The organism is Streptococcus mitis (assembly GCF_047464965.1).
GTDB lineage: Bacteria > Bacillota > Bacilli > Lactobacillales > Streptococcaceae > Streptococcus > Streptococcus mitis_DU.
Genome location: NZ_JASHAT010000001.1, coordinates 39613 through 65195 on the forward strand (window position 1 = coordinate 39613; position 25583 = coordinate 65195).

A 25583-nucleotide genomic window follows, 5' to 3' on the forward strand; every position below is an offset into this window, starting at 1 on the left:
TTCAGGAATTGATAAAAAGTTACTGTAACAGTTTTTGATATAAAGGTAGGGATATGAACCGTTTTAAAAAATCAAAATATGTCATTATTGTTTTTGTCACTGTTCTGCTTGTGTCAGCTCTCTTAGCGACGACTTATTCAAGTATAATTGTGACAAGATTAGGAGATGGAATCTCAGTGGTTGATAGGGTTGTGCAAAAACCTTTTCAGTGGTTTGATTCTGTCAAATCAGATTTGGCTCATTTGACACGCACTTATAATGAAAATGAAAGTTTGAAGAAACAGATTTACCAATTAGAAGTTAAATCAAATGAGGCGGAAAGTTTAAAGACGGAGAATGAACAACTGCGCCAATTGCTTGATATGAAGTCCAAATTGCAAGCTACAAAGACTTTGGCAGCAGATGTTATTATGCGTTCTCCGGTATCTTGGAAGCAGGAGTTGACCTTAGATGCAGGAAAATCAAAAGGGGCTTCTGAGAATATGTTAGCAATTGCAAATGGTGGCTTGATTGGGAGTGTCTCAAAAGTAGAGGATAACTCTACCATGGTCAACCTTCTGACAAATACGGAAAATGCTGATAAGATTTCTGTTAAAATTCAACATGGTTCTACTGTAATTTATGGGATTATTGTTGGCTATGACAAGGAAAATGAAGTTCTAAAAATTAGTCAATTAAATAGTAGTAGCGATATTAGTGCGGGAGATAAGGTGACCACTGGTGGATTAGGAAACTTTAACGTTGCTGATATTCCTGTTGGTGAAGTGGTTGCCACAACGCACAGTACGGACTACTTGACACGAGAAGTAACTGTTAAATTAAGTGCAGATACTCATAATGTGAGTGTGATAGAATTAGTGGGGAATTCATAATGAGACAGTTGAAGCGAGTTGGAGTATTTTTATTGCTTCCTTTCTTTGTTCTAATTGATGCCCATATTAGCCAGCTTTTGGGCTCATTTTTTCCCCATGTACAGTTAGCCAGTCATTTTCTATTTTTGATTCTCTTATTTGAGACGATTGAAGTATCAGAGTATTTCTATTTAGCTTATTGTTTTGTAGTGGGTTTGGTTTATGACATTTACTTTTTCCACTTGATCGGGATTGCGACTTTGTTGTTCGTCTTGTTGGGAGTATTTCTCCATAAATTTAATAGTGTTATTTTATTGAATCGTTTGACGAGAATGTTGGCAATTATTGTCATGACTTTTCTATTTGAGATGGGAGCTTATATACTTGCATTAGTGGTAGGTTTAACTGTGGATAGTATGTCTTTATTTATAGTCTATAGTTTAGTACCATCAATGATTTTGAACCTTATATGGATGATTATCTTTCAGTTTATTTTTGAAAAATTTTACCTATAAGAAAGAAATAAAAATGTAACAAAGGCGTAATATTCATTAGGCCTTTTTTTGGTATACTAGTAATGTCTTTAAAAGAAGGAGTATCTACGAAATATGAAGAAAAAAATCTTAGCGTCACTTTTATTAAGTACAGTAATGGTTTCTCAAGTAGCTGTTTTAACAACTGCGCATGCAGAAACTACTGATGACAAAATTGCTGCTCAAGATAATAAAATTAGTAACTTAACAGCACAACAACAAGAAGCACAAAAACAAGTTGATCAAGTTCAGGAGCAAGTATCTGCTATTCAAACAGAGCAATCAAACTTGCAATCTGAAAATGATAGACTACAAGCAGAATCTAAAAAGCTTGAGGGTGAAATTACAGAACTTTCTAAGAATATTGTATCTCGCAATGATTCATTACAAAAACAAGCTCGTAGTGCTCAAACAAATGGAGCTGCAACAAATTACATCAATACAATTGTAAACTCAAAATCAATTACAGAAGCTATTTCACGTGTTGCTGCAATGAGTGAAATCGTATCTGCAAACAACAAAATGTTGGAACAACAAAAAGCAGATAAAAAAGCTATTTCTGAAAAACAAGTAGCAAACAATGATGCAATTAATACAGTTATTGCAAATCAGCAAAAACTAGCTGATGATGCTCAATCATTAACTACAAAACAAGCTGAGTTAAAAGCTGCAGAATTGAATCTTGCTGCTGAAAAGGCTACTGCAGAGGATGAAAAAGCAAGTTTACTTGAGAAAAAAGCTGTAGCAGAAGCAGAAGCTAAAGCAGCTGCAGAAGCAGAAGCAGCTTATAAAGCTAAACAAGCAAGTCAACAACAAACAGTAGTTGCTTCTGGAAATACAACTTTTACAGCACAGGTTCAAGCAGTATCTACTACTTCTTCATCAAGTTCATCTGAGTCAAGTTCGTCTGAATCATCTTCAAGCAGTGCTTCAACAGAATCAACAAGCTACACTCCTGCACCAGTAAAACATCGTCCAACATACAGTACAAATGCTTCAAGCTATCCAACTGGTGAGTGTACATGGGGAGCTAAAACATTAGCACCTTGGGCTGGAGATTACTGGGGTAATGGAGCACAGTGGGCTACAAGTGCAGCTGCTGCAGGATTCCGCACAGGATCTACACCTCAAGTTGGTGCCATTGCATGTTGGAATGATGGTGGATATGGACACGTAGCCGTGGTTACAGCTGTTTCATCATCAACAAGTATCCAAGTATCTGAATCAAACTATGGTGGAAACCGTACAATCGGAAATAAACGTGGATGGTTCAATCCTACTACGACTTCAGAAGGTTTTGTAACATATATCTATCCAAACTAATGAATAAAACGAAGAGGCTCGATTTGAGTCTCTTTTATGATTTATATAGTTACCTTACTTTAAAAATCTGTTAAAATCACTTGAAAATATTGAAAAAGTATGGTAAAATGAAACTTGTCGTGTGAACGATAATACTCATTCTTGATGAATTGTGAAACAGTTGCCTTTGGGTCGTTTTGCGAGTTGAAGTCAAGAAGAGGAAAAAAACAAAAAGGAGAAATACTCATGGCAGTAATTTCAATGAAACAACTTCTTGAGGCTGGTGTACACTTTGGTCACCAAACTCGTCGCTGGAACCCTAAGATGGCTAAGTACATCTTCACTGAGCGTAACGGAATCCACGTTATCGACTTGCAACAAACTGTAAAATACGCTGACCAAGCTTACGATTTCATGCGTGATGCAGCAGCTAACGATGCAGTTGTATTGTTTGTTGGTACTAAGAAACAAGCAGCTGATGCAGTTGCTGAAGAAGCAGTACGTTCAGGTCAATACTTCATCAACCACCGTTGGTTGGGTGGAACTCTTACAAACTGGGGAACAATCCAAAAACGTATCGCTCGTTTGAAAGAAATCAAACGTATGGAAGAAGATGGAACTTTCGAAGTTCTTCCTAAGAAAGAAGTTGCACTTCTTAACAAACAACGTGCACGTCTTGAAAAATTCTTGGGTGGTATCGAAGATATGCCTCGTATCCCAGATGTTATGTACGTAGTTGACCCACATAAAGAGCAAATCGCTGTTAAAGAAGCTAAGAAATTGGGAATCCCAGTTGTAGCGATGGTTGACACAAACACTGATCCAGATGATATCGATGTAATCATCCCAGCTAACGATGATGCTATCCGCGCTGTTAAATTGATTACAGCTAAATTGGCTGACGCTATCATCGAAGGACGTCAAGGTGAAGATGCAGCAGCAGTTGAAGCAGAATTTGCAGCTTCTGAAGCTCAAGCAGATTCAATCGAAGAAATTGTTGAAGTTGTAGAAGGCGACAACGCTTAATTCATATAATTAGTAATTACCTAGGAGGGCGGGGCTTAGCCCGGCTCTCCTATTTTTAAAAAATATAGGAGAATCAAAATGGCAGAAATTACAGCTAAACTTGTAAAAGAGTTGCGTGAAAAATCTGGTGCCGGAGTTATGGACGCTAAAAAAGCGCTTGTAGAAACAGACGGTGACATCGAAAAAGCGATTGAATTGCTTCGTGAAAAAGGTATGGCTAAGGCAGCTAAGAAGGCTGACCGTGTTGCTGCAGAAGGTTTGACTGGTGTTTATGTTAACGGTAATGTTGCAGCAGTTATTGAAGTAAACGCTGAAACTGACTTCGTTGCGAAAAACGCTCAATTCGTTGAATTGGTAAATACCACAGCTAAAGTTATTGCTGAAGGAAAACCTGCTAACAATGAAGAAGCTCTTGCTTTGACAATGCCTTCAGGTGAAACTCTTGAAGCTGCATACGTATCTGCAACAGCAACTATCGGAGAAAAAATATCATTCCGTCGCTTTGCATTGATTGAAAAAACAGACGCACAACACTTTGGAGCATACCAACATAACGGTGGACGTATCGGTGTTATTTCAGTTGTTGAAGGTGGAGACGAAGCACTTGCTAAACAATTGTCAATGCATATCGCAGCGATGAAACCAACAGTTCTTTCTTACAAAGAATTGGATGAGCAATTCGTTAAAGATGAATTGGCACAATTGAACCACGTAATCGACCAAGACAACGAAAGCCGTGCAATGGTTAACAAACCAGCTCTACCACACTTGAAGTATGGATCAAAATCTCAATTGACTGATGAAGTGATTGCTCAAGCTGAAGCTGACATCAAAGCTGAGTTGGCTGCAGAAGGCAAACCAGAAAAAATCTGGGACAAAATCATCCCAGGTAAAATGGATCGCTTCATGCTTGACAACACTAAAGTTGACCAAGCTTACACACTTCTTGCACAAGTTTACATCATGGATGATAGCAAGACAGTTGAAGCATATCTTGAATCAGTTAACGCTTCAGTAGTTGAGTTCGCTCGCTTTGAAGTTGGTGAAGGTATTGAGAAAGCTGCAAACGACTTTGAAGCTGAAGTTGCAGCTACAATGGCAGCAGCCTTGAATAACTAATTATAGAAAGGAAGTAAATTTGCTTCCTTTTTTTCTATGCAGTCGATCCTTATAGGGAGAACTTCCTATTTTCAAGGTAAAAATAAAAAGCCCTATAATAAGGGCCAATTGTATTTAGGAGACTAAACTTCAAATTCATAGAGTGCTGTAGAGAGATAACGTTCACCGTTATCTGGTGCTAGAGCAAGGACTTTTTTACCTGTACCTAATTTTTTGGCAATCTCGATGGCTCCGTAGATAGCCGCAGCTGAAGAAATCCCTACAAGGAAACCTTCTTTTCCACCAATTTCACGGCCGAGTGCTAGAGCATCGTCTGACGTTACACGAACGATACCATCATAAGCCTTTGTATCCAGTGTATCAGGAATAAATCCAGCTGAGATACCTTGAATTTTGTGTGGTCCAGGTTTTTCACCAGATAGAATAGCAGATTCGTCTGCCTCTACTGCAAAAACTTGAATGTTAGAATTTGCTGATTTGAGTGCATGAGAAACACCAGAAATCGTTCCACCGGTACCCACTCCAGCAACAAAGGCATCTAGTCCATCTTTACCGAAAGCAGCTAGTATTTCAGCTCCTGTTGTTCTTTCGTGTACTTCTGGATTAGCTGGATTGTCAAATTGAAGAGGAAGGAAACCATCACGTTCAGCAGCGATTTCTTGAGCTTTAGCAATAGCGCCTTTCATTCCCTCACTACCAGGAGTTAGGACGAGTTCAGCACCATAAGCTTGGATAATCTTACGTCGTTCTACACTCATAGTTTCAGGCATAACGATGACGACTTTATACCCTTTAGCAGCACCTACCCATGAAAGTCCAATACCAGTGTTTCCACTTGTTGCTTCAACAATTGTAGAACCTGGTTTCAGAATACCGTCTTGTTCAGCTTTTTCAATCATGCTAAGAGCAATACGATCTTTTACAGAAGAACCAGGGTTGAATGCTTCAAGCTTTACATAGACGTCCGCAGCCCCTTCTGGCACGATGTTGTTGAGTTTAACAATCGGAGTTTGACCGATTAATTCAGTAATGTTGTTATAAATAGACATATGAATACCTCTTTGTATAAGATATTTCTAGTATAACGCTATCTATACCATTTGTAAAATATAGAAATCCTATCGAAGTGATAGGATTTTTTTATATCACAGGTCTAAGCCGTTAATTTTCAAGCGATTGTGATAAGCTAATTCTAATAAATAGGTGTAAAGTGGAATGATATCCGTTTTCTTAGGGAATTCAAATTTATGAGCATTAAAATGCTCATTGTGTGCTTTTAGAAAGACATTTTCTAAATAAGTAATAGTAATTTCACTATCATCTATACCTGCTCCTGCAGTTTCCATTTCAACGTTAACAATGTTCATCAAAAAGATTGATTTAATAGACATCTTACGACCAGTAGCGCCTTGTTTATCTGTAAAGATAATACGGATATTTGTAAATATAATTGAATCACGAATCAGTTTATATCCACTTTGAATTTCTTCATTTTCTAGTAGATATTGTCCATATTCTTTGATAAGAGTTTCTTTGTTTTGCTCGCTAAAGTTACCAGCGAGTCCTTGAATGAATTTACCAAATGCCATATTTTTCTCCTTTGTTTACACTAAGTTTACAGGAACTTCAACTTCTCGTAAATCTTGATCAGTTAAGGTAACTCTTCCATTAAAAAACTCCACAAGTGCAGCTTTAATAGTTTCTTTGTCTTCTTTATCAACATAAATCATCGTATCGACTTGATCTGTAAAATTTGTATCTAGCTCAATGAGGTTATGTTCTTTAAGGAAGTTACTGTACTCTTGGTACTGAGCGTAAGACATTTGAATAGCAATGCCAGCCTGTTCTTTTATTTCAATGATGCCAATTTCTTTGACAGCTAAGGCAACACTGCCAGCGTAAGCACGAATCAATCCTCCAGCGCCTAGTTTAATGCCACCAAAGTAGCGTGTCACTACCACACAGACATTAGTAAGATTGTGATTTTCTAGTACCCCAAGCATGGGAACGCCAGCAGTTCCACTGGGCTCACCATCATCACTTGTACGTTTGATTTCACTACGTTCCCCAATAATGAAGGCAGAGCAGTTATGAGTAGCTTTGTAGTGCTCTTTCTTGATGGCAGTAATGAAGTCACGAGCCTCTTCTTCGCTATAAACACGCTTGGCATGACAGATAAAGCGGGATTTTTTGATTTCTTCTTGGACTTGTCCGTCCTCTTTAATTGTTCTAAATTCCATGATTTAATTGTACTAAAAAATCATCTAAAGCGCTAGGTTTTTACGAATAAAGAAGTATGAAAGTAAATCCAAATTATCTCGGTCGTTTGTTTACGGAGAATGAATTAACAGAAGAGGAACGTCAGTTGGCAGAGAAACTTCCAGCAATGAGAAAGGAGAAAGGGAAACTTTTCTGTCAACGTTGTAATAGTACTATTCTAGAAGAATGGTATTTGCCCATCGGTACTTACTATTGTAGGGAGTGTTTACTGATGAAGCGAGTCAGGAGTGATCAATCTTTATACTATTTCCCACAGGAGGATTTTCCGAAGCAAGATGTTCTTAAATGGCGTGGTCAATTAACCCCTTTTCAAGATAAGGTATCACAGGGACTGCTTCAAGCGGTAGACAAGCAAGAGCCAAGCTTGGTTCACGCTGTAACAGGAGCTGGAAAGACAGAAATGATTTATCAAGTAGTAGCTAAAGTGATCAATGCGGGTGGTGCAGTGTGTTTGGCCAGTCCTCGCATAGACGTTTGTTTGGAGCTGTATAAGCGCCTGCAAAAGGATTTTGCTTGTGAGATAGCCCTCCTACATGGAGAATCAGAGCCGTATTTTCGAACACCACTAGTTGTTGCGACGACCCATCAGTTATTGAAGTTTTATCAAGCTTTTGATTTACTGATAGTGGATGAAGTAGATGCCTTTCCTTATGTTGACAATCCTATGCTTTACCATGCTGTCAAGAATAGTGTAAAGGAGAATGGCTTGAGAATCTTTTTAACAGCAACTTCTACCGATGAGTTAGATAGGAAGGTTCGCATCGGAGAATTAAAACGATTGAGTTTGCCAAGACGATTTCATGGAAATCCTTTGATTATTCCTAAACCTGTCTGGTTATCCGATTTTAATCACTGTTTAGAGAAAAGTCGGTTGTCACCAAAGCTAAAGTCTTATATTGAGAAGCAGAGAAAGACAGGTTATCCGTTACTCATTTTTGCTTCAGAGATTAAGAAAGGGGAACAGTTAAAAGAAATCATACAGGAGCAATTTCCAAATGAGAAAATTGGCTTTGTATCTTCTATCACAGAAAATCGATTAGAGCAGGTACAAGCTTTTCGAGATAGAGAACTGACAATACTTATCAGTACGACGATATTGGAGCGTGGAGTTACCTTCCCTTGTGTTGACGTTTTCGTAGTAGAGGCCAATCATCGTCTGTTTACCAAGTCTAGTTTAATACAGATTGGAGGACGTGTCGGTCGGAGTATGGACAGACCGACAGGAGATTTGCTTTTCTTCCATGACGGGTTAAATGCTTCAATCAAAAAGGCAATTAAGGAAATTCAGCAGATGAATAAGGAGGCGGGGCTATGAAGTGCTTATTATGTGGGCAGACTATGAAGGCTGTTTTAACTTTTAGTAGTCTCTTACTTCTGAAGAATGATGACTCTTGTCTTTGTTCAGACTGTGACTCTACTTTTGAGAGGATTGGAGAAGAAAACTGCCCAAACTGTATGAAAACAGGTTTGTCAACAAAGTGTCAAGATTGTCAATTTTGGTGTAAAGAAGAAGTTGAAGTCAGTCATAGAGCGATTTTTACTTACAATCAAGCTATGAAGGATTTTTTCAGTCGGTATAAGTTTGATGGAGACTTCCTTTTAAGAAAAGTTTTTGCTTCAGTTTTAAGTGAGGAGTTAAAAAAGTACAAAGAGTATCAATTTGTTGTAATTCCCCTAAGTCCTGAAAGATTGCTCGAGAGGGGATTTAACCAGGTTGAAGGTTTAGTTGAAGCAGCAGAGTTCTCTTTGCAAGACTTACTAGAGAAGAGAGAAGAGCGGGCCAGTTCTTCCAAAAATCGTTCAGAACGCTTGGGGACAGAACTTCCTTTCTTTATTAAAAGGGGAGTCACTATTCCTAAAAAAATCCTACTTATAGATGACATTTATACTACTGGAACAACTATAAATCGTGTGAAGAAGCTGTTGGAAGAAGCTGGTGCTGAGGATGTAAAAACATTTTCCCTTGTAAGATGAGGAAAAAATTTGCAAAAATAAAATGAAAGCGTTATAATGAAATCAGAAAAACAAAAATGTTTAGAAAGAAGGTACTCATATGATTAAATATAGTATCCGTGGTGAAAACCTAGAAGTAACAGAAGCAATTCGTGATTATGTAGTTTCTAAACTCGAAAAGATCGAAAAGTATTTTCAAGCTGAACAAGAGTTGGATGCTCGAGTAAACTTGAAGGTGTATCGTGAAAAAACGGCTAAAGTGGAGGTGACGATTCCGCTTGGTTCAATTACTCTTCGTGCAGAAGATGTGTCTCAAGATATGTATGGTTCAATTGACCTTGTAACCGATAAAATTGAACGTCAGATTCGTAAAAATAAAACAAAAATCGAGCGTAAAAATAAAAACAAGGTAGCAACTAGTCAATTATTTACAGATGCTTTGGTGGAAGATACAAATGTTGTCCAATCTAGAGTTGTTCGTTCAAAACAAATTGATTTAAAACCAATGGATTTGGAAGAAGCTATTCTACAGATGGATTTGTTGGGACATGATTTCTTTATCTATGTGGATGTTGAAGATCAGACAACCAATGTGATTTATCGTCGTGAAGATGGCGAGATTGGCTTGTTAGAAGTTAAAGAATCTTAATTTCAATATGTGTAAAGGAAGGTTTACTAAATTGTAAACCTCCTTTTTCTTATAATTGATAGAATTACTGATTACACTTTTAAAAAGTCGCTTTTTGGTGGTTATTATGGTATAATGGGTGCCAAGAGGTTTGGAATGAAAAAATTTTATGTAAGTCCTATTTTCCCCTTAATATTAGGAATAGTGGCGTTCGGAGTGCTATCTGTGCAACTTGTTTTTGTAACGAATACACTGGTAACGCTATTTCTTTTGCTACTTATTTTGGGTTCATATATTTTACTATTCATCCATCAGAGAGACTACTACTCAAGGAGTGAAGTAGAACAAATCCAGTATGTAAACCACCAAGCTGAAGAAAGTTTGACAACCTTGTTAGAACAGATGCCTGTCGGAGTTATTAAATTAGACTTGTCGTCAGGTGAAGTTGAATGGTTTAATCCTTATGCTGAATTGATTTTGACTAATGAAGTGGGCGAAATTGATGTGGCATTAATTCAAACAATTATCAAGGCTTCTGTGGGGAATCCAGGTTCTTATGCCACCTTGGGTGAGACCCGCTATTCGGTTCATATGGACAAGGTATCTGGAGTTCTTTATTTCTTTGATGTGTCTGGAGAATACGAAGCGACTGTTGAGTTAGTGACAAGTCGACCTGTGATTGGGATTGTTTCTGTTGACAACTATGATGATTTAGAAGATGAAACATCGGAGTCTGATATCAGTCATATCAATAGTTTTGTAGCCAATTTTGTTTCAGAATTTGCTGGTAAACATGCCATGTTCTCCCGTCGAGTAAGTATGGATCGCTTTTATCTATTTACGGACTACACGGTGCTTGAGGGATTGATGAACGATAAATTTTCTGTTATTGATTCTTTCAGAGAAGAGTCGAAACAGAGACAGTTGCCCTTGACCTTAAGTATGGGATTTTCTTATGGTGATGGAAATCATGATGAGATAGGGAAAGTTGCTTTGCTCAATTTGAACTTGGCTGAAGTGCGTGGTGGCGACCAAGTGGTTGTCAAGGAAAACGACGAAACGAAAAATCCAGTTTATTTTGGTGGTGGATCTGCTGCCTCAATCAAGCGTACACGTACACGTACGCGCGCTATGATGACAGCTATTTCAGATAAGATTCGTAGTGTGGATCAGGTTTTTGTAGTTGGTCACAAAAATCTAGATATGGATGCTCTTGGCTCTGCTGTAGGTATGCAGTTGTTTGCCAGCAATGTGACTGAAAATAGCTATGCTATTTATGACGAAGAACAAATGTCGCCGGATATTGAACGAGCTGTTTCATTCTTAGAAAAAGAAGGAGTTACAAAGTTGTTGTCTGTTAAGGATGCAATGGGGATGGTGACCAATCGTTCTTTGTTGATTCTTGTAGACCATTCAAAGACAGCTTTAACTTTATCAAAAGATTTTTATGATTTATTTACCCAAACCATCGTCATTGACCACCATCGAAGGGATCAGGATTTCCCAGACAATGCAGTTATCACTTATATCGAAAGTGGTGCAAGTAGTGCCAGTGAGTTGGTAACGGAATTGATTCAGTTCCAGAATTCTAAGAAAAATCGTTTGAGTCGTATGCAAGCAAGTGTCTTGATGGCTGGTATGATGTTGGATACTAAAAATTTCACATCACGAGTGACTAGTAGGACATTTGATGTTGCTAGCTATCTCAGAACGCGCGGAAGTGATAGTATTGCTATTCAGGAAATGGCTGCAACAGATTTTGAAGAATATCGTGAGGTCAATGAACTGATTTTACAGGGACGTAAATTAGGTTCAGATGTACTAATAGCAGAGGCTAAGGACTCGAAATGCTATGATACAGTTGTTATTAGTAAGGCAGCAGATGCCATGTTAGCTATGTCAGGTATTGAAGCGAGTTTTGTTCTTGCGAAGAATACACAAGGATTTATCTCTATCTCAGCTCGCAGTCGTAGTAAGCTGAATGTACAACGGATTATGGAAGAGCTGGGAGGTGGAGGCCACTTTAATTTGGCAGCAGCTCAAATTAAGGATTCAACCTTGTCAGAAGCAGGTGAAAAACTGACAGAAATTGTATTAAATGAAATAAAGGAAAAGGAGAAAGAAGAATGAAAGTAATCTTTTTAGCAGATGTTAAAGGAAAAGGTAAAAAAGGCGAAATTAAGGAAGTACCAACAGGGTATGCGCAAAACTTTCTTATCAAAAAGAATCTAGCCAAAGAAGCGACTGCTCAAGCTGTAGGTGAACTTCGTGGTAAACAAAAATCTGAAGAAAAAGCTCATGCTGAGATGATTGCAGAAGCAAAAGCAATTAAATCCCAACTAGAAGCAGAAGAAACTGTTGTAGAATTTGTTGAAAAAGTTGGTCCAGATGGCCGTACTTTTGGTTCTATTACCAATAAGAAAATTGCAGAAGAATTGCAAAAGCAATTTGGAATTAAGATTGATAAACGTCATATCCAAGTACAAGCTCCGATTCGAGCAGTTGGTTTGATTGATGTGCCAGTGAAAATCTATCAAGATATCACAAGTGTAATCAATCTTCGTGTGAAAGAAGGATAAATTTACACCTTCTTGACAAGATTGTAAAAGGAAGGGAAGTCTGATGGCAGAAGTAGAAGAGTTACGAGTACAACCTCAAGATATCTTAGCTGAGCAATCCGTTTTAGGGGCTATCTTTATTGACGAGAGTAAGCTTGTTTTTGTGCGAGAATATATTGAGTCTCGGGACTTTTTTAAGTATGCCCATCGTTTGATTTTCCAAGCTATGGTCGATTTATCCGATCGTGGCGATGCTATAGATGCAACAACGGTTCGTACCATTCTTGATAATCAAGGTGATTTACAGAATATTGGTGGCTTGTCTTACCTGGTTGAGATTGTCAATTCTGTGCCAACTTCTGCTAATGCGGAGTACTATGCTAAAATCGTTGCAGAGAAGGCCATGTTACGGCGATTAATCTCCAAGTTGACAGAGTCTGTCAATCAAGCTTACGAGGCTTCGCAACCAGCTGATGAAATCATTGCTCAGGCAGAAAAAGGCCTGATTGATGTCAGCGAAAATGCTAATCGAAGTGGATTTAAGAACATTCGAGATGTGTTGAATATCAACTTTGGAAATCTGGAAGCTCGCTCGCAACAAACGACCGATATTACAGGTATTGCGACAGGCTATCGTGACTTGGATCATATGACGACTGGTCTGCATGAGGAGGAGTTGATTATCCTAGCAGCCCGTCCGGCGGTTGGTAAGACAGCCTTTGCTTTGAATATTGCGCAAAATATTGGAACTAAGTTGGACAAAACGGTTGCTATTTTTTCACTCGAAATGGGTGCGGAAAGTCTAGTGGACCGTATGTTGGCGGCAGAAGGCTTGGTGGAATCGCATTCTATCCGTACGGGTCAATTGACTGATGAGGAGTGGCAAAAATATACCATTGCTCAAGGGAACCTAGCTAATGCAAGTATCTATATCGATGATACGCCAGGGATTCGGATTACAGAGATTCGTTCTCGTTCTCGTAAACTGGCTCAAGAAACTGGAAATCTTGGTTTGATTTTAATAGACTATTTGCAGCTTATCACGGGAACTGGTCGGGAAAATCGTCAACAAGAGGTTTCAGAAATTTCACGTCAGTTGAAAATTTTAGCTAAGGAACTGAAGGTTCCAGTAATCGCTCTAAGTCAGCTTTCTCGTGGTGTAGAACAACGTCAGGATAAGAGACCGGTCTTGTCTGATATTCGTGAATCTGGGTCTATTGAGCAGGATGCTGATATCGTAGCCTTTCTTTATCGCGACGATTACTATGAGCGTGGTGGTGAAGAAGAGGAAGGCATACCAAACAATAAGGTAGAGGTTATTATCGAGAAAAACCGTAGTGGAGCTCGTGGAACGGTGGAATTAATTTTTCAAAAAGAATACAATAAATTTTCAAGTATCTCAAAGAGGGAGGCATAAGATGTCAGATGCATTTACAGATGTAGCCAAGATGAAAAAAATCAAAGAAGAAATCAAGGCACATGAGGGACAAGTCGTAGAAATGACTCTGGAGAATGGTCGTAAGCGCCAAAAAAATAGATTGGGTAAGCTAATTGAGGTTTATCCATCCCTATTTATCGTTGAATTTGGAAACGTTGAAGGAGATAAACAAGCTAATGTTTACGTTGAATCCTTTACTTACTCAGATATCCTTACAGAAAAGAATTTGATTCATTATCTTGACTAAAGTGAGAAATTTTCTCACTTTTTCTTTTTTTCTCCGAATAGTTTAAGTGAAGGTAATCTTCGATTTATATTATTTTTCAAGGAGGAAGAATGAAAATTTCACCATTTAAAGTAGCAGAGACAAGGTTTTCTTTCAGAAAATCAGCTAAAAAGGTTGTTCCCTTTTTAGTAGTAGGATTGATGTTAGCAGCGGGTAATAGTGTATATGCCTATTCCGGAGGAAATGGATCGATTGCGCGTGGGGATGATTATCCTGCTCATTATAAAAATGGGAGCCAGGAGATTGATAAGTGGCGCATGTATTCTCGTCAGTGTACTTCTTTTGCAGCCTTTCGTTTGAGTAATGTCAATGGTTTTGAGATTCCGGCGGCTTATGGGAATGCGAATGAATGGGGCTATCGTGCTCGTCGTGAAGGCTATCGTGTCGATAATAGACCAGCGATTGGCTCCATTGCTTGGTCGACTGCAGGAACTTATGGTCATGTTGCTTGGGTGTCAAATGTAATAGGAGATGAGATTGAGATTGAAGAATACAATTATGGAATAAGGGAATCTTACAATAAGCGCGTCGTGAAGGCGAATACTATGACTGGCTTTATTCATTTTAAAGATTTAGCTGGTGGCAGTGTTGGGAATAGTCAATCCTCAGTTTCAACAGGAGGAACACATTATTTTAAGACTAAGGCTGCTATCAAAAATCAGCCTCTAGCTGGCGCAACTGCAATTGATTACTATTATCCTGGGGAGAATGTTCATTATGATCAAATTCTCGAAAAAGATGGGTACAAGTGGTTGAGTTATACGGCTTATAACGGAAGTCGTCGCTATATCCAGCTAGAGGGAGTAACCTCTTCACAGAATTATCAGAATCAATCAGGAAATAGCTCTAACTATGGATCCAATAACAGTTCAACTGTCGGTTGGAAGAAAATAAATGGTAGTTGGTATCATTTTAAATCAAATGGATCTAAATCAACAGGCTGGCTGAAAGATGGATCTAGTTGGTATTATTTGAAATCATCTGGTGAAATGCAGACAGGCTGGTTAAAGGAAAATGGTCTGTGGTATTATTTAGATAGTTCAGGGGCAATGAAAACGGGGTGGTATCAAGTCTCTGGTAAGTGGTATTATTCTTACTCTTCAGGCGCCTTAGCTGTCAATACGACAGTGGATGGCTACAGAGTAAATAGTGATGGAGAACGAGTATAGAAAATGGGAGTAGGAAAATTTCCTACTCTTTTCTGTAAGCAGTTTCCTTGACATTTTTTTTGTTTTGCGCTATCATATGTCCATATAATATATGGGAGTCTGTGTACAGTCTGAGAGGAAGCGTTAAGCTTCGACCGCACCTGATCTGGGTAATGCCAGCGTAGGGAACGATACTTAGTCTACTCTTGACCTTTTCCATATATGGCAAAGGTTTTTCTTTTTGTCAAAGGAAAACGAGAAGAGGAGGTTCTTATGAAAGCAAGCATCGCCTTGCAAATTTTACCCCTATCACAGGGGATTGATCGGATTGCTGTTATCGATCAAGTCATTGCTTATCTGCAAGCTCAAGAGGTGACTATGGTGGTGACACCATTTGAAACGGTCTTGGAAGGGGAGTTTGATGAGCTTATGCGCATTCTCAAAGAAGCGCTAGAAGTGGCAGGGCAGGAGGCAGATAATGTTTTTGCCAATGTCAAAATAAATGTAGGAGAGATTTTAAGTATTGATGAGAAACTTGAAAAGTATACTGAGACGACACATTAGTCTATTGGGCTTTATGGGGGTCTTGTCAATCTGGCAGTTAGCAGGTTTTCTTAAACTTCTCCCCAAGTTTATCCTGCCGACACCTCTTGAAATTCTCCTGTCCTTTGTTCGTGATAGAGAATTTCTCTGGCACCATAGCTGGGCCACCTTGAGAGTGGCTTTATTGGGACTGATTTTGGGAGTCTTGATTGCCTGTCTCATGGCTGTGCTTATGGACAGTTTGACTTGGCTTAACGATCTGATTTACCCTATGATGGTGGTTGTTCAGACTATCCCGACCATTGCCATAGCCCCTATCCTGGTTTTGTGGCTCGGTTATGGGATTTTGCCCAAGATTGTCTTGATTATCTTGACAACAACCTTTCCTATCATCGTCAGCATTTTGGACGGTTTTAGGCATTGTGACAAGGATATGCTGACCTTGTTTAGTCTGATGCGGGCCAAACCTTGGCAAATCCTGTGGCATTTTAAAATCCCTGTCAGTCTGCCTTACTTTTATGCTGGTCTGAGGGTCAGTGTCTCCTACGCCTTTATCACAACAGTAGTATCTGAGTGGTTGGGAGGCTTTGAAGGACTAGGTGTCTACATGATTCAGTCCAAGAAACTGTTTCAGTATGATACTATGTTTGCTATTATTATTCTGGTATCGATTATCAGTCTTCTCGGTATGAAGCTGGTTGATGTCAGTGAAAAATATGTTATTAAATGGAAACGTTCGTAGAATAAGAATGTTTCTGAAAAAGAAAAGAGGAAATTGAAATGAAGAAAACATGGAAAGTGTTTTTAACTGTTTTAACAGCTCTTGTAGCTGTTGTGCTTGTGGCCTGTGGTCAAGGAACTGCTTCTAAGGATAATAAGGAAGCAGAACTCAAGAAGATTGACTTTATCCTAGACTGGACGCCAAATACCAACCACACAGGGCTTTATGTGGCCAAGGAAAAAGGTTATTTCAAAGAAGCTGGAGTGGATGTTGATTTGAAATTGCCACCAGAAGAAAGTTCTTCTGACTTGGTTATTAACGGTAAGGCACCATTTGCAGTCTATTTCCAAGACTATATGGCTAAAAAATTGGAAAAAGGCGCAGGAATCACTGCTGTTGCAGCTATTGTTGAGCACAATACATCAGGAATCATCTCTCGTAAATCTGACAATGTAAGCAGTCCAAAGGACTTGGTTGGTAAAAAATACGGGACATGGAATGACCCAACTGAACTTGCTATGTTGAAAACCTTGGTAGAATCACAAGGTGGGGACTTTGAGAAGGTAGAAAAAGTACCAAATAACGACTCAAACTCAATCACACCGATTGCCAACGGTGTCTTTGATACTGCATGGATCTACTACGGTTGGGATGGTATCCTTGCTAAATCTCAAGGTGTAGATGCTAATTTCATGTACTTGAAAGACTACGTTAAAGAATTTGACTATTACTCACCAGTCATCATTGCTAACAACGACTACCTCAAAGACAACAAAGAAGAAGCACGTAAAGTCATCCAAGCTATCAAAAAAGGATACCAATATGCTATGGAGCATCCAGAGGAAGCAGCTGATATCCTCATCAAAAATGCACCTGAACTCAAGGAAAAACGTGACTTTGTCATCGAATCTCAAAAATACTTGTCAAAAGAATACGCAAGCGACAAGGAAAAATGGGGGCAATTTGATGCAGCTCGCTGGAATGCCTTCTACAAATGGGATAAAGAAAATGGTATCCTTAAAGAAGACTTGACAGACAAAGGCTTCACCAACGAATTTGTGAAATAATGACAGAAATAAGACTAGAACACGTCAGTTATGCCTACGGACAAGATAGGATTTTAGAGGATATCAATCTGAAAGTGACTTCAGGTGAAGTGGTTTCTATCCTAGGCCCAAGTGGTGTTGGTAAGACTACGCTTTTCAACTTAATTGCGGGGATTTTAGAAGTTCAGTCAGGGAGAATTGTCCTTGATGGTGAAGAAAATCCCAAGGGGCGCGTGAGTTATATGTTACAAAAGGATCTGCTCTTGGAGCACAAGACGGTGCTTGGTAATATCATTCTGCCCCTCTTGATTCAAAAGGTGGATAAGGCAGAAGCTATTGCTCGCGCAGATGAAATTCTTGCGACCTTCCAGTTGACAGCTGTAAGAGATAAATACCCTCATGAACTCAGTGGTGGGATGCGCCAGCGTGTAGCCTTACTCCGGACTTACCTTTTCGGGCACAAGCTCTTTCTCTTGGATGAGGCTTTTAGCGCCTTGGATGAGATGACCAAGATGGAACTCCACGCTTGGTACCTTGAGATTCACAAGCAGTTGCAGCTAACAACCTTGATCATCACGCATAGTATCGAGGAGGCCCTCAGTCTCAGCGACCGCATCTATATCTTGAAAAATCGTCCTGGGCAGATTGTTTCAGAAATTAAACTAGATTGGTCTGAAGATGAGGACAAAGAAGTCCAAAAGATTGCCTATAAACGTCAAATTTTGGTAGAATTAGGCTTAGATAAGTAGAAAAATAGGGAGTTGGTGAAGATTATCCTTTACCAGCGCCCTTTTTCTTTTAAAAATGAGAAAATTTCGGTATAATAGTCAAAGATAGTCAAGGTTTAAAGAGAGAGGTGGGTTTGTAATGAGATTTAAAAATACATCGGATCATATTGAGGCCTACATCAAGGCGATTTTAGATCAATCTGGAATTGTAGAATTGCAACGGAGTCAGTTGGCAGATACTTTTCAGGTTGTTCCCAGTCAGATTAACTACGTGATCAAGACACGCTTTACGGAAAGTAGAGGATACTTGGTTGAAAGTAAGCGTGGTGGAGGAGGCTACATTCGTATAGGACGGATTGAGTTTTCTAGTCATCATGAAATGCTCAGGGAGCTGCTTTACTCAATTGGTGAGCGGGTCAGTCAAGAAATTTATGAGGATATTCTACAGCTTTTGGTTGAGCAGGAATTGATGACCAAGCAGGAGATGAATTTGCTGGTAGCAGTAGCTTTGGATCGCGTTCTAGGAGAAGAAGCTCCTGTTGTTCGTGCCAATATGCTACGACAGGTCATACAAGAGGTAGATAGAAAAGGGAAGTAAGATGAACTATTCAAAAGCATTGAATGAATGTATCGAAAGTGCCTACATGGTGGCTGGCCATTTTGGATCTCGTTATCTAGAGTCTTGGCACTTGTTGATTGCCATGTCCAATCACAGTTATAGTGTGGCAGGGGCAACTTTAAATGATTATCCATATGAGATGGACCGTTTAGAAGAAGTCGCTTTGGAACTGACTGAAACGGACTATAGCCAGGATGAAACCTTTACGGAATTGCCGTTCTCCCATCGTTTGCAGGTTCTTTTTGATGAAGCAGAGTATGTAGCGTCAGTGGTCCATGCTAAGGTGTTAGGGACAGAGCATGTCCTTTATGCGATTTTGCATGATGGAAATGCCTTGGCGACTCGTATCTTGGAGAGGGCAGGTTTTTCTTATGAAGACAAGAAAGATCAGGTCAAGATTGCTGCCCTACGTCGAAATCTAGAAGAACGTGCAGGTTGGACTCGTGAAAACCTCAAGGCTTTACGCCAACGTCATCGTACAGTAGCTGACAAGCAAAATTCTATGGCTAATATGATGGGCATGCCCCAGACTCCGAGTGGTGGTCTCGAGGACTATACGCATGATTTGACAGAGCAAGCGCGTTCTGGCAAGTTAGAACCAGTCATCGGTCGGGACAAGGAAATCTCGCGTATGATTCAAATTTTGAGTCGGAAGACCAAGAATAATCCTGTCTTGGTTGGGGATGCTGGTGTCGGGAAAACAGCTCTGGCGCTTGGTCTTGCCCAGCGGATTGCTAGTGGTGATGTGCCTGCGGAAATGGCTAAGATGCGCGTGTTAGAGCTTGATTTGATGAATGTTGTTGCAGGGACACGTTTCCGTGGTGACTTTGAAGAACGCATGAACAATATCATCAAGGATATTGAAGAAGATGGTCAAGTCATCCTCTTTATTGATGAGCTCCATACCATCATGGGTTCTGGGAGCGGGATTGATTCAACTCTGGATGCGGCCAATATCTTGAAGCCAGCCTTGGCGCGAGGAACTTTGAGAACGGTTGGTGCCACCACTCAGGAAGAGTACCAAAAACACATCGAAAAAGACGCAGCCCTTTCTCGTCGTTTCGCCAAAGTGACGATTGAAGAGCCAAGTGTTGCAGACAGCATGACCATTTTGCAAGGCTTGAAGGCGACTTATGAGAAACATCACCGTGTGCAAATCACAGATGAAGCGGTTGAAACAGCAGTCAAGATGGCGCATCGTTACTTGACTAGTCGTCACTTGCCAGACTCTGCTATCGACCTCTTAGATGAAGCAGCAGCAACAGTGCAAAATAAGGTTAAGCATGTAAAAGCAGACGATTCAGGTTTGAGTCCAGCTGACAAGGCCTTGATGGATGGTAAGTGGAAACAGGCAGCTCAGCTAATCGTAAAAGAAGAGGAAGTGCCTGTCTATAAAGATTTGGTGACAGAGTCTGATATTTTGACCACCTTGAGTCGCTTGTCAGGTATTCCAGTCCAAAAACTGACTCAGACTGATGCCAAGAAATACCTGAATCTGGAAGCTGAACTGCACAAACGTGTCATCGGTCAAGATCAAGCTGTTTCAAGTATTAGCCGTGCGATTCGCCGCAACCAGTCAGGGATTCGCAGTCACAAGCGTCCAATTGGTTCCTTTATGTTCCTAGGACCCACGGGTGTCGGTAAGACCGAATTGGCTAAGGCTCTGGCAGAAGTCCTCTTTGACGACGAATCAGCCCTTATCCGCTTTGATATGAGTGAGTATATGGAGAAATTCGCAGCTAGCCGTCTCAACGGAGCTCCTCCGGGCTATGTAGGTTATGAAGAAGGTGGGGAGTTGACCGAGAAGGTTCGCAACAAACCATACTCTGTTCTCCTCTTTGACGAGGTAGAGAAGGCCCACCCAGACATCTTTAATGTTCTCTTGCAGGTTTTGGATGATGGTGTCCTGACCGATAGCAAGGGACGCAAGGTTGATTTTTCAAATACCATTATCATTATGACGTCAAATCTTGGTGCGACAGCCCTTCGGGATGACAAGACCGTCGGTTTTGGGGCTAAGGACATTCGTTTTGATCAAGAAAATATGGAAAAACGCATGTTTGAAGAGCTGAAAAAAGCTTATAGACCGGAGTTCATCAACCGTATTGATGAAAAGGTGGTCTTCCATAGCCTGTCTAGCGACCATATGCAGGAAGTAGTGAAGATTATGGTCAAACCTTTAGTGGCAAGTTTGGCTGAAAAAGGCATTGACTTGAAATTACAAGCTTCCGCACTGAAATTGTTGGCAAATCAAGGATATGACCCAGAGATGGGAGCTCGTCCACTTCGCAGAACCCTGCAAACAGAAGTGGAAGACAAGTTGGCAGAACTTCTTCTTAAGGGAGATTTGGTGGCAGGCAGCACACTTAAGATTGGTGTTAAAGCAGGCCAGTTAAAATTTGATATTGCATAAAAATGGAGAATCAGGAGCAATCTTGATTCTCTTTTTTGCTACTTTTTTATAAAAAACAATAAAAAACTATTGACAAAACAAAAATATAGTTTATAATAAAAAACATAGATAATAAAAATATCAAAAATTATAAAAAGGCAATGCATTTATGAAAAAGAAAACAGCAGTGGTATTTGGAACCTTTGCTCCACTTCATCAAGGACATATCGATCTGATTCAGCGAGCGAAGCGGCAGTGTGACCAGGTCTGGGTTGTCGTTTCAGGCTACGAGGGAGACCGAGGGGAGCAGGTAGGCTTAACGCTTCAAAAAAGATTCCGCTATATCCGAGAGGCCTTTCGTGATGACGAGTTGACCTCTGTCTGCAAGTTAGACGAGAGCAAGCTTCCCCGTTACCCTATGGGCTGGCAGGAGTGGTTGGACCAAATGTTAGCGGAGATTTCCTATGATGAAACCCAGCAAGAACTAATTTTCTTTGTGGGAGAAGCAGACTACCAGCAAGAATTATCAAATCGTGGCTTTGAGACTGTCTTGCAAGAAAGAAAGTTTGGTATCTCAGCGACTATGATTCGAGAAAATCCAAGCAAATATTGGAAATATATTGCTCAACCCTTCCGACGTCAGTTTACAAAGAAAGTGTTGATTATGGGAAGTGCCAGCAATGGGAAGACCACTCTAGCCAAGGATTTGGCTAGGTATTACGATGCACCAGTCAGCTTGGAATACGCACGTGAGTACCAGATCAAAAACAATGTCCGCGACGATGAATTGACTCCAAAGGATTATTATTATCTCCTGTTGGGGCAGTATGACCAGACCTCTAAGTTAATTGACAGTAATGCCAATAGGGGACTGGTGATAGCTGATACCAACTCCTTAGTAACCAAGGGCTACTATGATTATTACATGGAGACTGAGGACCAAGGGGATTTATCAGGAGAGACTTTTGATAATCTCTTTGCCTCAATCTTAGCTAAGGAAAAATGGGACTTGATTCTCTTTGTGCAGCCTGTCGGCTCCTATGTCAATGACGGATTTAGAGATATGACTATGGCAGAAGACCATATTCGTCATAGTTTTTCCCAGCATTTGGACCAGATGAGGGAGCGCTACTTAGCAAACATTCCACTAGTTTATCTAGCTGAGGATTACCTAGGCAATTATGAAGCAGCAAAAGTGGCTATTGATGCCATTTACCAAGCAGATTAGGAGAAAAATATGAAAAAACTAACTGAAAAAATCACACAATTTATCGAGAACTTTAAAAACGTCCATGCGGAAGCCCGCAAGATTGGTTTTGCAGGAATCATGAACCTGCTCTGGAAAGATCTCTTTGTCGGCCGTAGCCTCTTCCAGTGGTTGTATCTCATCGTCCTGTCAAGTGTTCCTTTGATCTTGGAATTCACGCAAAATACAGAAAGTCATGACTGGATGAGCTTGTTTGCCTCTTGGACTGGAATTGTCTGTGTTATCTTGGTAGCAGAAGGGCGTGCAAGCAATTATCTCTTTGGGGCCATTAACTCTGCTATCTATTTGATTTTGGCCATGAATGCAACTTTTTATGGCGAAGTTTTGACGACCGTTTACTTCTTTGTCATGCAGCCGATTGGTCTCTATGCTTGGCTGTCCAATCGTATCAATGACCAAGGAAAAGTAGAAGAATCTCACTTTGAAGCTAAGAAATTATCTGTGCTCGCCCTTTCCGTGATAGTGTTACCGATGCGACCAATGGTGTTGGTCAGCTCTTGATGACACGTCTCTACCGTGAGCAATGGATTTTCTGGATTGCAACCAATCTCTTTAGTATTTATCTCTGGTGGGGTGAAAATATCCACATCCAAGGGATGTACTGGGTTTACACTCTCAATAGTCTAGTAGGTTGGTACCAATGGACCAAGGCAGTTCGTAAGGAGGCATAAAATGACGGACATAAAGATTCCAGAAGGGATGACGGAAAAAGAATATTTTGAAATTCATGCCAGTCAGGAAGAGTTTTTAGATTGGTACTACAAGCAGGAACTCCCTCAATACGAAAAACCAAGTGTGACGGTGGATATGGTAGCCTACTGCTTTGTCGAAGGAAAGATCAAGCTCTTATTAATTCGTCGCAAGGCTCACCCTTATCAAAATTGTTTGGCTCTGGTTGGAGGATTTATGGACAAGGGCGAAGATGCTGCGCATGCCTGTCAGCGTGAGGTGAGAGAAGAAGTCAATCTCGATCTTCCTTTGGAAAAAATCGAGCAATTGATGACCGTATCGACTCCCGGCCGTGACCCACGGGGCTGGACAGTGACCATTGCCCACTTGGTTTATTTGCCTAGTCGTGCATTAGAACTTGTTCAAGCAGGAGACGATGCCAAGGATGTGGTTTTTGTAGATGTCGATTTTCAGACAGGCAAGTGCTTCTCAAAGGGAGTAGAGTTGGAGGATCAAGCCTTCGCTTTTGACCATTATGCCATTATCCAAGAATCCATCAAACGAATCCAAGGCCGTCTAGACTGGAACCCAACCTTCCTCTATCTGCTAGAGGAGGAGTTCACTGTCTACGAAGGGACTGAACTGGTCAATCTCATCAACCCCGGTCGTCCAATCGTCAGCAATAACTTTCTCGTAAAATATGGCGAGTACGTAGAAGAGGTCGGGCTCAAACGAGTACCTAAAAAGAAACCAAGAAAAACCTATCGACTGAAATAAAAAACGAGGCCGGGACAAAGTTCCCGACCTCTTTATGTACCATCATGAAATGGTTTTGCTGTTGCGACTGTTTTTAGGGATGGCTATCTTTCTTAGAATTACTCAACAGGTGAGTAAAGAAGTCCTTGTATCGATACTTGAGATAGTTCTCATGTAAAAATAACAAAGCGATATAAACAATCAAAAAGATTGTAGTCAGATAAAACACATCAAATGCAGTTCGCGCATAGTAAGCGGCTGATTGATAAGAGCCAATTGCTCCCAAAATCAACCAAGGAAGATACTTATAATACTTATTTAGCATAAGAGTGCACCTCCTATATTCTATTTCAATGTTATTATATTCCTTTGTACTTAAAGGTGCAAGCGATTACACAAAAACAAATTCAAATTTTTAATAGGAAAATCTCCTGCTTTTCTATTTTATTACGAATAGAAGAGTAGGGGGAGTAAATGTATCTAAAGTATTTAAGATTTTTAAAATAGTTTAGATAAATTGTTGACATATTTAAATCCCGATGTTACAATTATATTACAAAAAGATTTCTTTATATTTCTAAAACATTACAAAGGAGTAGAAAAATGAAAAAGAAAACCTATATCAAATTGATGGCAGCAACTGTATTGGCCTCTACCTTGCTGTTAGGAGCTTGTGGGAATAAAAAGGAAACAACTCAAGCAAGCAGTTCTGCTAAGACAAGCCAATCATCAAGTTCTAAAGCAGCTTCTGCTAGCAAAGAAAGCAAGACTCAGAAGTCCTCAAGTTCAGCTGCATCTGAAAAGGCTAAGGCATCTACTGATCAATCTTCAGCAACTGCAACACCATCACAAGCGGCACCTACACCAGAGCAAAGACAAGGTCAAGAAGTGGCTAATCAACAGGTGGCTAGTCAACAAACTCCTGCTCAGACTCCTTCAACTCAACAGGCTTCTCAAGCCCAGTCTAATCAATCAAGCTATGATCCTACAACTGACCGCAAACTTCAAGACAAACAAGCAGAACAAAATAAACGCTACAAGGGTGTTTTAACCATGGTAGATGGTGATTTCTCAGCTGCAGCGGGCAATTGGAAGGGAGCCAATGGCGAAACCATCACAGTTTCATCAGGTGGTCAATTCACAGTAGAATCTGCTGATGGAAAGAAAGAAAACTACTCTATTAGAGGTTATTCTTATACTCTTGATGATGGCAAGTATAATGCCAAAATCGGTGGAGGGAAAGTCATCCAAATTACAACAGGAGCGGATGGCAAGGTTTCCAGTGTTGCTTTGAATCAATAATAGCGCTCAGTATTTGAATTTTTACAATCAAAAACCCGTCAACTTTAAGAGAGTTACGGGTTTTAATCTATTAAGCCTTATGCAACTGCAAGAGAGCTTCAATCTCTGCCAGAGTGCTAGCTTGTGAAATGGCTCCACGGAGTTTGGCAGCGCCAGATGTTCCACGGAGGTAGTGAGGAGCGAGGCCACGGAATTCACGAACTACTACGTTTTCCTCTTTGAGGTTAATCAAGCGTTTCAAGTGCTCGTAGGCGGTTTTCATCTTGTCTTCAAAAGTCAAATCAGGTAGGATTTCACCTACCAGAAGATTGTATCAGTTATATCTCGAAAGAAAAAAGAATAAATTTAACTATAAAACCTGTCTTATTGAATGAAAAAATGGTAGAATAAACATCAATATCAAGTGAAATGTGGAGTG

Annotated in this window: 26 protein-coding genes and 2 pseudogenes; 23 read left to right on the forward strand and 5 right to left on the reverse strand. The window is 40.1% G+C overall.

Annotation, left to right across the window (positions count from 1 at the left end; genetic code table 11):
* The first annotated feature begins 53 nt into the window (after window positions 1-53).
* The 5 genes from mreC to tsf all read left to right on the forward strand — a co-directional run bounded on the left by mreC (window position 54) and on the right by tsf (window position 4831).
* Complete coding sequence (gene mreC, locus QM408_RS00205; protein ID WP_247947580.1) at window positions 54-872, forward strand: rod shape-determining protein MreC; 819 nt, start codon at window positions 54-56, stop codon at window positions 870-872.
* Window positions 872-1366, forward strand: a complete 495-nt coding sequence (gene mreD / locus QM408_RS00210) for a rod shape-determining protein MreD (protein WP_247947579.1) — start codon at window positions 872-874, stop codon at window positions 1364-1366. The genes mreC and mreD overlap by 1 nt, the downstream gene beginning before the upstream one ends.
* A gap of 93 nt (window positions 1367-1459) precedes the next feature.
* The gene (pcsB, locus tag QM408_RS00215) at window positions 1460-2707 is read left to right on the forward strand and encodes a peptidoglycan hydrolase PcsB (protein ID WP_247947578.1); all 1248 of its coding nucleotides are present in this window, start codon (window positions 1460-1462) and stop codon (window positions 2705-2707) included.
* Between the two features lie 225 nt (window positions 2708-2932).
* On the forward strand, window positions 2933-3712 hold the full coding sequence (gene rpsB, locus QM408_RS00220; RefSeq protein WP_000268459.1) for a 30S ribosomal protein S2: 780 nt from the start codon (window positions 2933-2935) through the stop codon (window positions 3710-3712).
* Window positions 3713-3790: 78 nt separating this feature from the next.
* Complete coding sequence (gene tsf, locus QM408_RS00225) at window positions 3791-4831, forward strand: translation elongation factor Ts (protein WP_000808071.1); 1041 nt, start codon at window positions 3791-3793, stop codon at window positions 4829-4831.
* A 122-nt stretch (window positions 4832-4953) separates the two neighbouring features.
* On the opposite strand, the gene cysK is transcribed toward tsf, so the two are convergent.
* From cysK to QM408_RS00240, 3 genes are all read right to left on the reverse strand, one after another.
* Window positions 4954-5880: a cysteine synthase A gene (cysK, locus tag QM408_RS00230; protein ID WP_261024691.1), complete on the reverse strand. Its 927-nt coding sequence runs from the start codon at window positions 5878-5880 to the stop codon at window positions 4954-4956.
* A gap of 96 nt (window positions 5881-5976) precedes the next feature.
* Window positions 5977-6420, reverse strand: coding sequence for a PH domain-containing protein (locus QM408_RS00235; RefSeq protein ID WP_000863906.1), 444 nt, complete (start codon window positions 6418-6420; stop codon window positions 5977-5979).
* Between the two features lie 15 nt (window positions 6421-6435).
* A complete protein-coding gene (locus tag QM408_RS00240; protein ID WP_203212905.1) occupies window positions 6436-7071 on the reverse strand; it encodes a YigZ family protein in 636 nt (211 codons plus the stop codon).
* A gap of 56 nt (window positions 7072-7127) precedes the next feature.
* On the opposite strand from QM408_RS00240, the gene QM408_RS00245 reads away from it, so the two are divergent.
* From QM408_RS00245 to QM408_RS00325, 17 genes and pseudogenes are all read left to right on the forward strand, one after another.
* Entirely contained in the window at window positions 7128-8426 is a 1299-nt protein-coding gene (locus QM408_RS00245) for an ATP-dependent helicase ComFA (RefSeq protein ID WP_004255320.1), read from the forward strand.
* On the forward strand, window positions 8423-9085 hold the full coding sequence (locus QM408_RS00250) for a ComF family protein (RefSeq protein ID WP_004255321.1): 663 nt from the start codon (window positions 8423-8425) through the stop codon (window positions 9083-9085). The genes QM408_RS00245 and QM408_RS00250 overlap by 4 nt, the downstream gene beginning before the upstream one ends.
* 79 nt (window positions 9086-9164) lie before the next feature.
* Window positions 9165-9713, forward strand: a complete 549-nt coding sequence (gene hpf / locus QM408_RS00255; protein WP_004255322.1) for a ribosome hibernation-promoting factor, HPF/YfiA family — start codon at window positions 9165-9167, stop codon at window positions 9711-9713.
* A gap of 135 nt (window positions 9714-9848) precedes the next feature.
* Window positions 9849-11822 carry a GGDEF domain-containing protein gene (locus QM408_RS00260; protein ID WP_414373188.1) on the forward strand — a complete coding sequence of 658 codons (1974 nt, stop codon included), beginning with the start codon at window positions 9849-9851 and terminating at the stop codon, window positions 11820-11822.
* Window positions 11819-12271, forward strand: coding sequence for a 50S ribosomal protein L9 (rplI, locus tag QM408_RS00265; protein ID WP_000864218.1), 453 nt, complete (start codon window positions 11819-11821; stop codon window positions 12269-12271). The genes QM408_RS00260 and rplI overlap by 4 nt, the downstream gene beginning before the upstream one ends.
* A gap of 43 nt (window positions 12272-12314) precedes the next feature.
* Entirely contained in the window at window positions 12315-13667 is a 1353-nt protein-coding gene (gene dnaB, locus QM408_RS00270) for a replicative DNA helicase (protein ID WP_004263550.1), read from the forward strand.
* Between the two features lies 1 nt (window position 13668).
* Window positions 13669-13935 (forward strand): Veg family protein, encoded by a 267-nt coding sequence (locus QM408_RS00275; protein WP_001278169.1) that lies wholly within the window; start codon window positions 13669-13671, stop codon window positions 13933-13935.
* An 89-nt stretch (window positions 13936-14024) separates the two neighbouring features.
* On the forward strand, window positions 14025-15143 hold the full coding sequence (gene cbpD, locus QM408_RS00280) for a choline binding-anchored murein hydrolase CbpD (protein WP_020902625.1): 1119 nt from the start codon (window positions 14025-14027) through the stop codon (window positions 15141-15143).
* A 252-nt stretch (window positions 15144-15395) separates the two neighbouring features.
* Window positions 15396-15686, forward strand: a complete 291-nt coding sequence (locus QM408_RS00285) for a thiamine-binding protein (RefSeq protein WP_000647655.1) — start codon at window positions 15396-15398, stop codon at window positions 15684-15686.
* Window positions 15649-16407 carry an ABC transporter permease gene (locus QM408_RS00290; protein WP_024057369.1) on the forward strand — a complete coding sequence of 253 codons (759 nt, stop codon included), beginning with the start codon at window positions 15649-15651 and terminating at the stop codon, window positions 16405-16407. The genes QM408_RS00285 and QM408_RS00290 overlap by 38 nt, the downstream gene beginning before the upstream one ends.
* 38 nt (window positions 16408-16445) lie before the next feature.
* Window positions 16446-17453, forward strand: a complete 1008-nt coding sequence (locus tag QM408_RS00295; protein WP_004261900.1) for an ABC transporter substrate-binding protein — start codon at window positions 16446-16448, stop codon at window positions 17451-17453.
* A complete protein-coding gene (locus QM408_RS00300) occupies window positions 17453-18181 on the forward strand; it encodes an ABC transporter ATP-binding protein (protein ID WP_237447132.1) in 729 nt (242 codons plus the stop codon). Before QM408_RS00295 ends, QM408_RS00300 begins: the two co-directional genes overlap by 1 nt.
* 118 nt (window positions 18182-18299) lie before the next feature.
* On the forward strand, window positions 18300-18758 hold the full coding sequence (locus tag QM408_RS00305; protein ID WP_004261972.1) for a CtsR family transcriptional regulator: 459 nt from the start codon (window positions 18300-18302) through the stop codon (window positions 18756-18758).
* A gap of 1 nt (window position 18759) precedes the next feature.
* Window positions 18760-21192 (forward strand): ATP-dependent Clp protease ATP-binding subunit, encoded by a 2433-nt coding sequence (locus QM408_RS00310; protein ID WP_414373193.1) that lies wholly within the window; start codon window positions 18760-18762, stop codon window positions 21190-21192.
* A gap of 148 nt (window positions 21193-21340) precedes the next feature.
* Complete coding sequence (locus QM408_RS00315; protein WP_414373195.1) at window positions 21341-22399, forward strand: AAA family ATPase; 1059 nt, start codon at window positions 21341-21343, stop codon at window positions 22397-22399.
* A gap of 9 nt (window positions 22400-22408) precedes the next feature.
* Window positions 22409-23109: pseudogene (gene pnuC, locus QM408_RS00320) on the forward strand (nicotinamide riboside transporter PnuC).
* Between the two features lies 1 nt (window position 23110).
* Window positions 23111-23884: an NUDIX hydrolase gene (locus QM408_RS00325; protein WP_269797489.1), complete on the forward strand. Its 774-nt coding sequence runs from the start codon at window positions 23111-23113 to the stop codon at window positions 23882-23884.
* Between the two features lie 73 nt (window positions 23885-23957).
* Here the strand turns inward: QM408_RS00325 and QM408_RS00330 are convergent, their stop codons facing one another.
* Window positions 23958-24188 (reverse strand): hypothetical protein, encoded by a 231-nt coding sequence (locus QM408_RS00330; protein ID WP_023947307.1) that lies wholly within the window; start codon window positions 24186-24188, stop codon window positions 23958-23960.
* A 278-nt stretch (window positions 24189-24466) separates the two neighbouring features.
* Between QM408_RS00330 and QM408_RS00335 the strand changes: the two genes are divergently transcribed.
* Complete coding sequence (locus QM408_RS00335; RefSeq protein WP_023947309.1) at window positions 24467-25165, forward strand: hypothetical protein; 699 nt, start codon at window positions 24467-24469, stop codon at window positions 25163-25165.
* 70 nt (window positions 25166-25235) lie between these two features.
* On the opposite strand, the pseudogene QM408_RS00340 reads toward QM408_RS00335, so the two are convergent.
* A pseudogene (locus tag QM408_RS00340) lies at window positions 25236-25463 on the reverse strand (tRNA dihydrouridine synthase DusB); the annotation flags it as partial.
* Window positions 25464-25583 lie beyond the last annotated feature (120 nt).

Coding starts and splice junctions, on each gene's coding strand:
- QM408_RS00275 (WP_001278169.1), top strand. CDS start 13,669: ATGTCAGATGCATTTACAGATGTAGCCAAGATGAAAAAAATCAAAGAA.
- QM408_RS00235 (WP_000863906.1), bottom strand. CDS start 6,420: ATGGCATTTGGTAAATTCATTCAAGGACTCGCTGGTAACTTTAGCGAG.
- cbpD (WP_020902625.1), top strand. CDS start 14,025: ATGAAAATTTCACCATTTAAAGTAGCAGAGACAAGGTTTTCTTTCAGA.
- QM408_RS00325 (WP_269797489.1), top strand. CDS start 23,111: ATGACGGACATAAAGATTCCAGAAGGGATGACGGAAAAAGAATATTTT.
- mreC (WP_247947580.1), top strand. CDS start 54: ATGAACCGTTTTAAAAAATCAAAATATGTCATTATTGTTTTTGTCACT.
- QM408_RS00330 (WP_023947307.1), bottom strand. CDS start 24,188: ATGCTAAATAAGTATTATAAGTATCTTCCTTGGTTGATTTTGGGAGCA.
- mreD (WP_247947579.1), top strand. CDS start 872: ATGAGACAGTTGAAGCGAGTTGGAGTATTTTTATTGCTTCCTTTCTTT.
- QM408_RS00250 (WP_004255321.1), top strand. CDS start 8,423: ATGAAGTGCTTATTATGTGGGCAGACTATGAAGGCTGTTTTAACTTTT.
- QM408_RS00315 (WP_414373195.1), top strand. CDS start 21,341: ATGAAAAAGAAAACAGCAGTGGTATTTGGAACCTTTGCTCCACTTCAT.
- QM408_RS00260 (WP_414373188.1), top strand. CDS start 9,849: ATGAAAAAATTTTATGTAAGTCCTATTTTCCCCTTAATATTAGGAATA.
- rpsB (WP_000268459.1), top strand. CDS start 2,933: ATGGCAGTAATTTCAATGAAACAACTTCTTGAGGCTGGTGTACACTTT.
- hpf (WP_004255322.1), top strand. CDS start 9,165: ATGATTAAATATAGTATCCGTGGTGAAAACCTAGAAGTAACAGAAGCA.
- QM408_RS00305 (WP_004261972.1), top strand. CDS start 18,300: ATGAGATTTAAAAATACATCGGATCATATTGAGGCCTACATCAAGGCG.
- QM408_RS00300 (WP_237447132.1), top strand. CDS start 17,453: ATGACAGAAATAAGACTAGAACACGTCAGTTATGCCTACGGACAAGAT.
- QM408_RS00295 (WP_004261900.1), top strand. CDS start 16,446: ATGAAGAAAACATGGAAAGTGTTTTTAACTGTTTTAACAGCTCTTGTA.
- tsf (WP_000808071.1), top strand. CDS start 3,791: ATGGCAGAAATTACAGCTAAACTTGTAAAAGAGTTGCGTGAAAAATCT.
- QM408_RS00245 (WP_004255320.1), top strand. CDS start 7,128: ATGAAAGTAAATCCAAATTATCTCGGTCGTTTGTTTACGGAGAATGAA.
- QM408_RS00290 (WP_024057369.1), top strand. CDS start 15,649: ATGAGAAACTTGAAAAGTATACTGAGACGACACATTAGTCTATTGGGC.
- dnaB (WP_004263550.1), top strand. CDS start 12,315: ATGGCAGAAGTAGAAGAGTTACGAGTACAACCTCAAGATATCTTAGCT.
- rplI (WP_000864218.1), top strand. CDS start 11,819: ATGAAAGTAATCTTTTTAGCAGATGTTAAAGGAAAAGGTAAAAAAGGC.
- QM408_RS00240 (WP_203212905.1), bottom strand. CDS start 7,071: ATGGAATTTAGAACAATTAAAGAGGACGGACAAGTCCAAGAAGAAATC.
- QM408_RS00285 (WP_000647655.1), top strand. CDS start 15,396: ATGAAAGCAAGCATCGCCTTGCAAATTTTACCCCTATCACAGGGGATT.
- pcsB (WP_247947578.1), top strand. CDS start 1,460: ATGAAGAAAAAAATCTTAGCGTCACTTTTATTAAGTACAGTAATGGTT.
- QM408_RS00310 (WP_414373193.1), top strand. CDS start 18,760: ATGAACTATTCAAAAGCATTGAATGAATGTATCGAAAGTGCCTACATG.
- QM408_RS00335 (WP_023947309.1), top strand. CDS start 24,467: ATGAAAAAGAAAACCTATATCAAATTGATGGCAGCAACTGTATTGGCC.
- cysK (WP_261024691.1), bottom strand. CDS start 5,880: ATGTCTATTTATAACAACATTACTGAATTAATCGGTCAAACTCCGATT.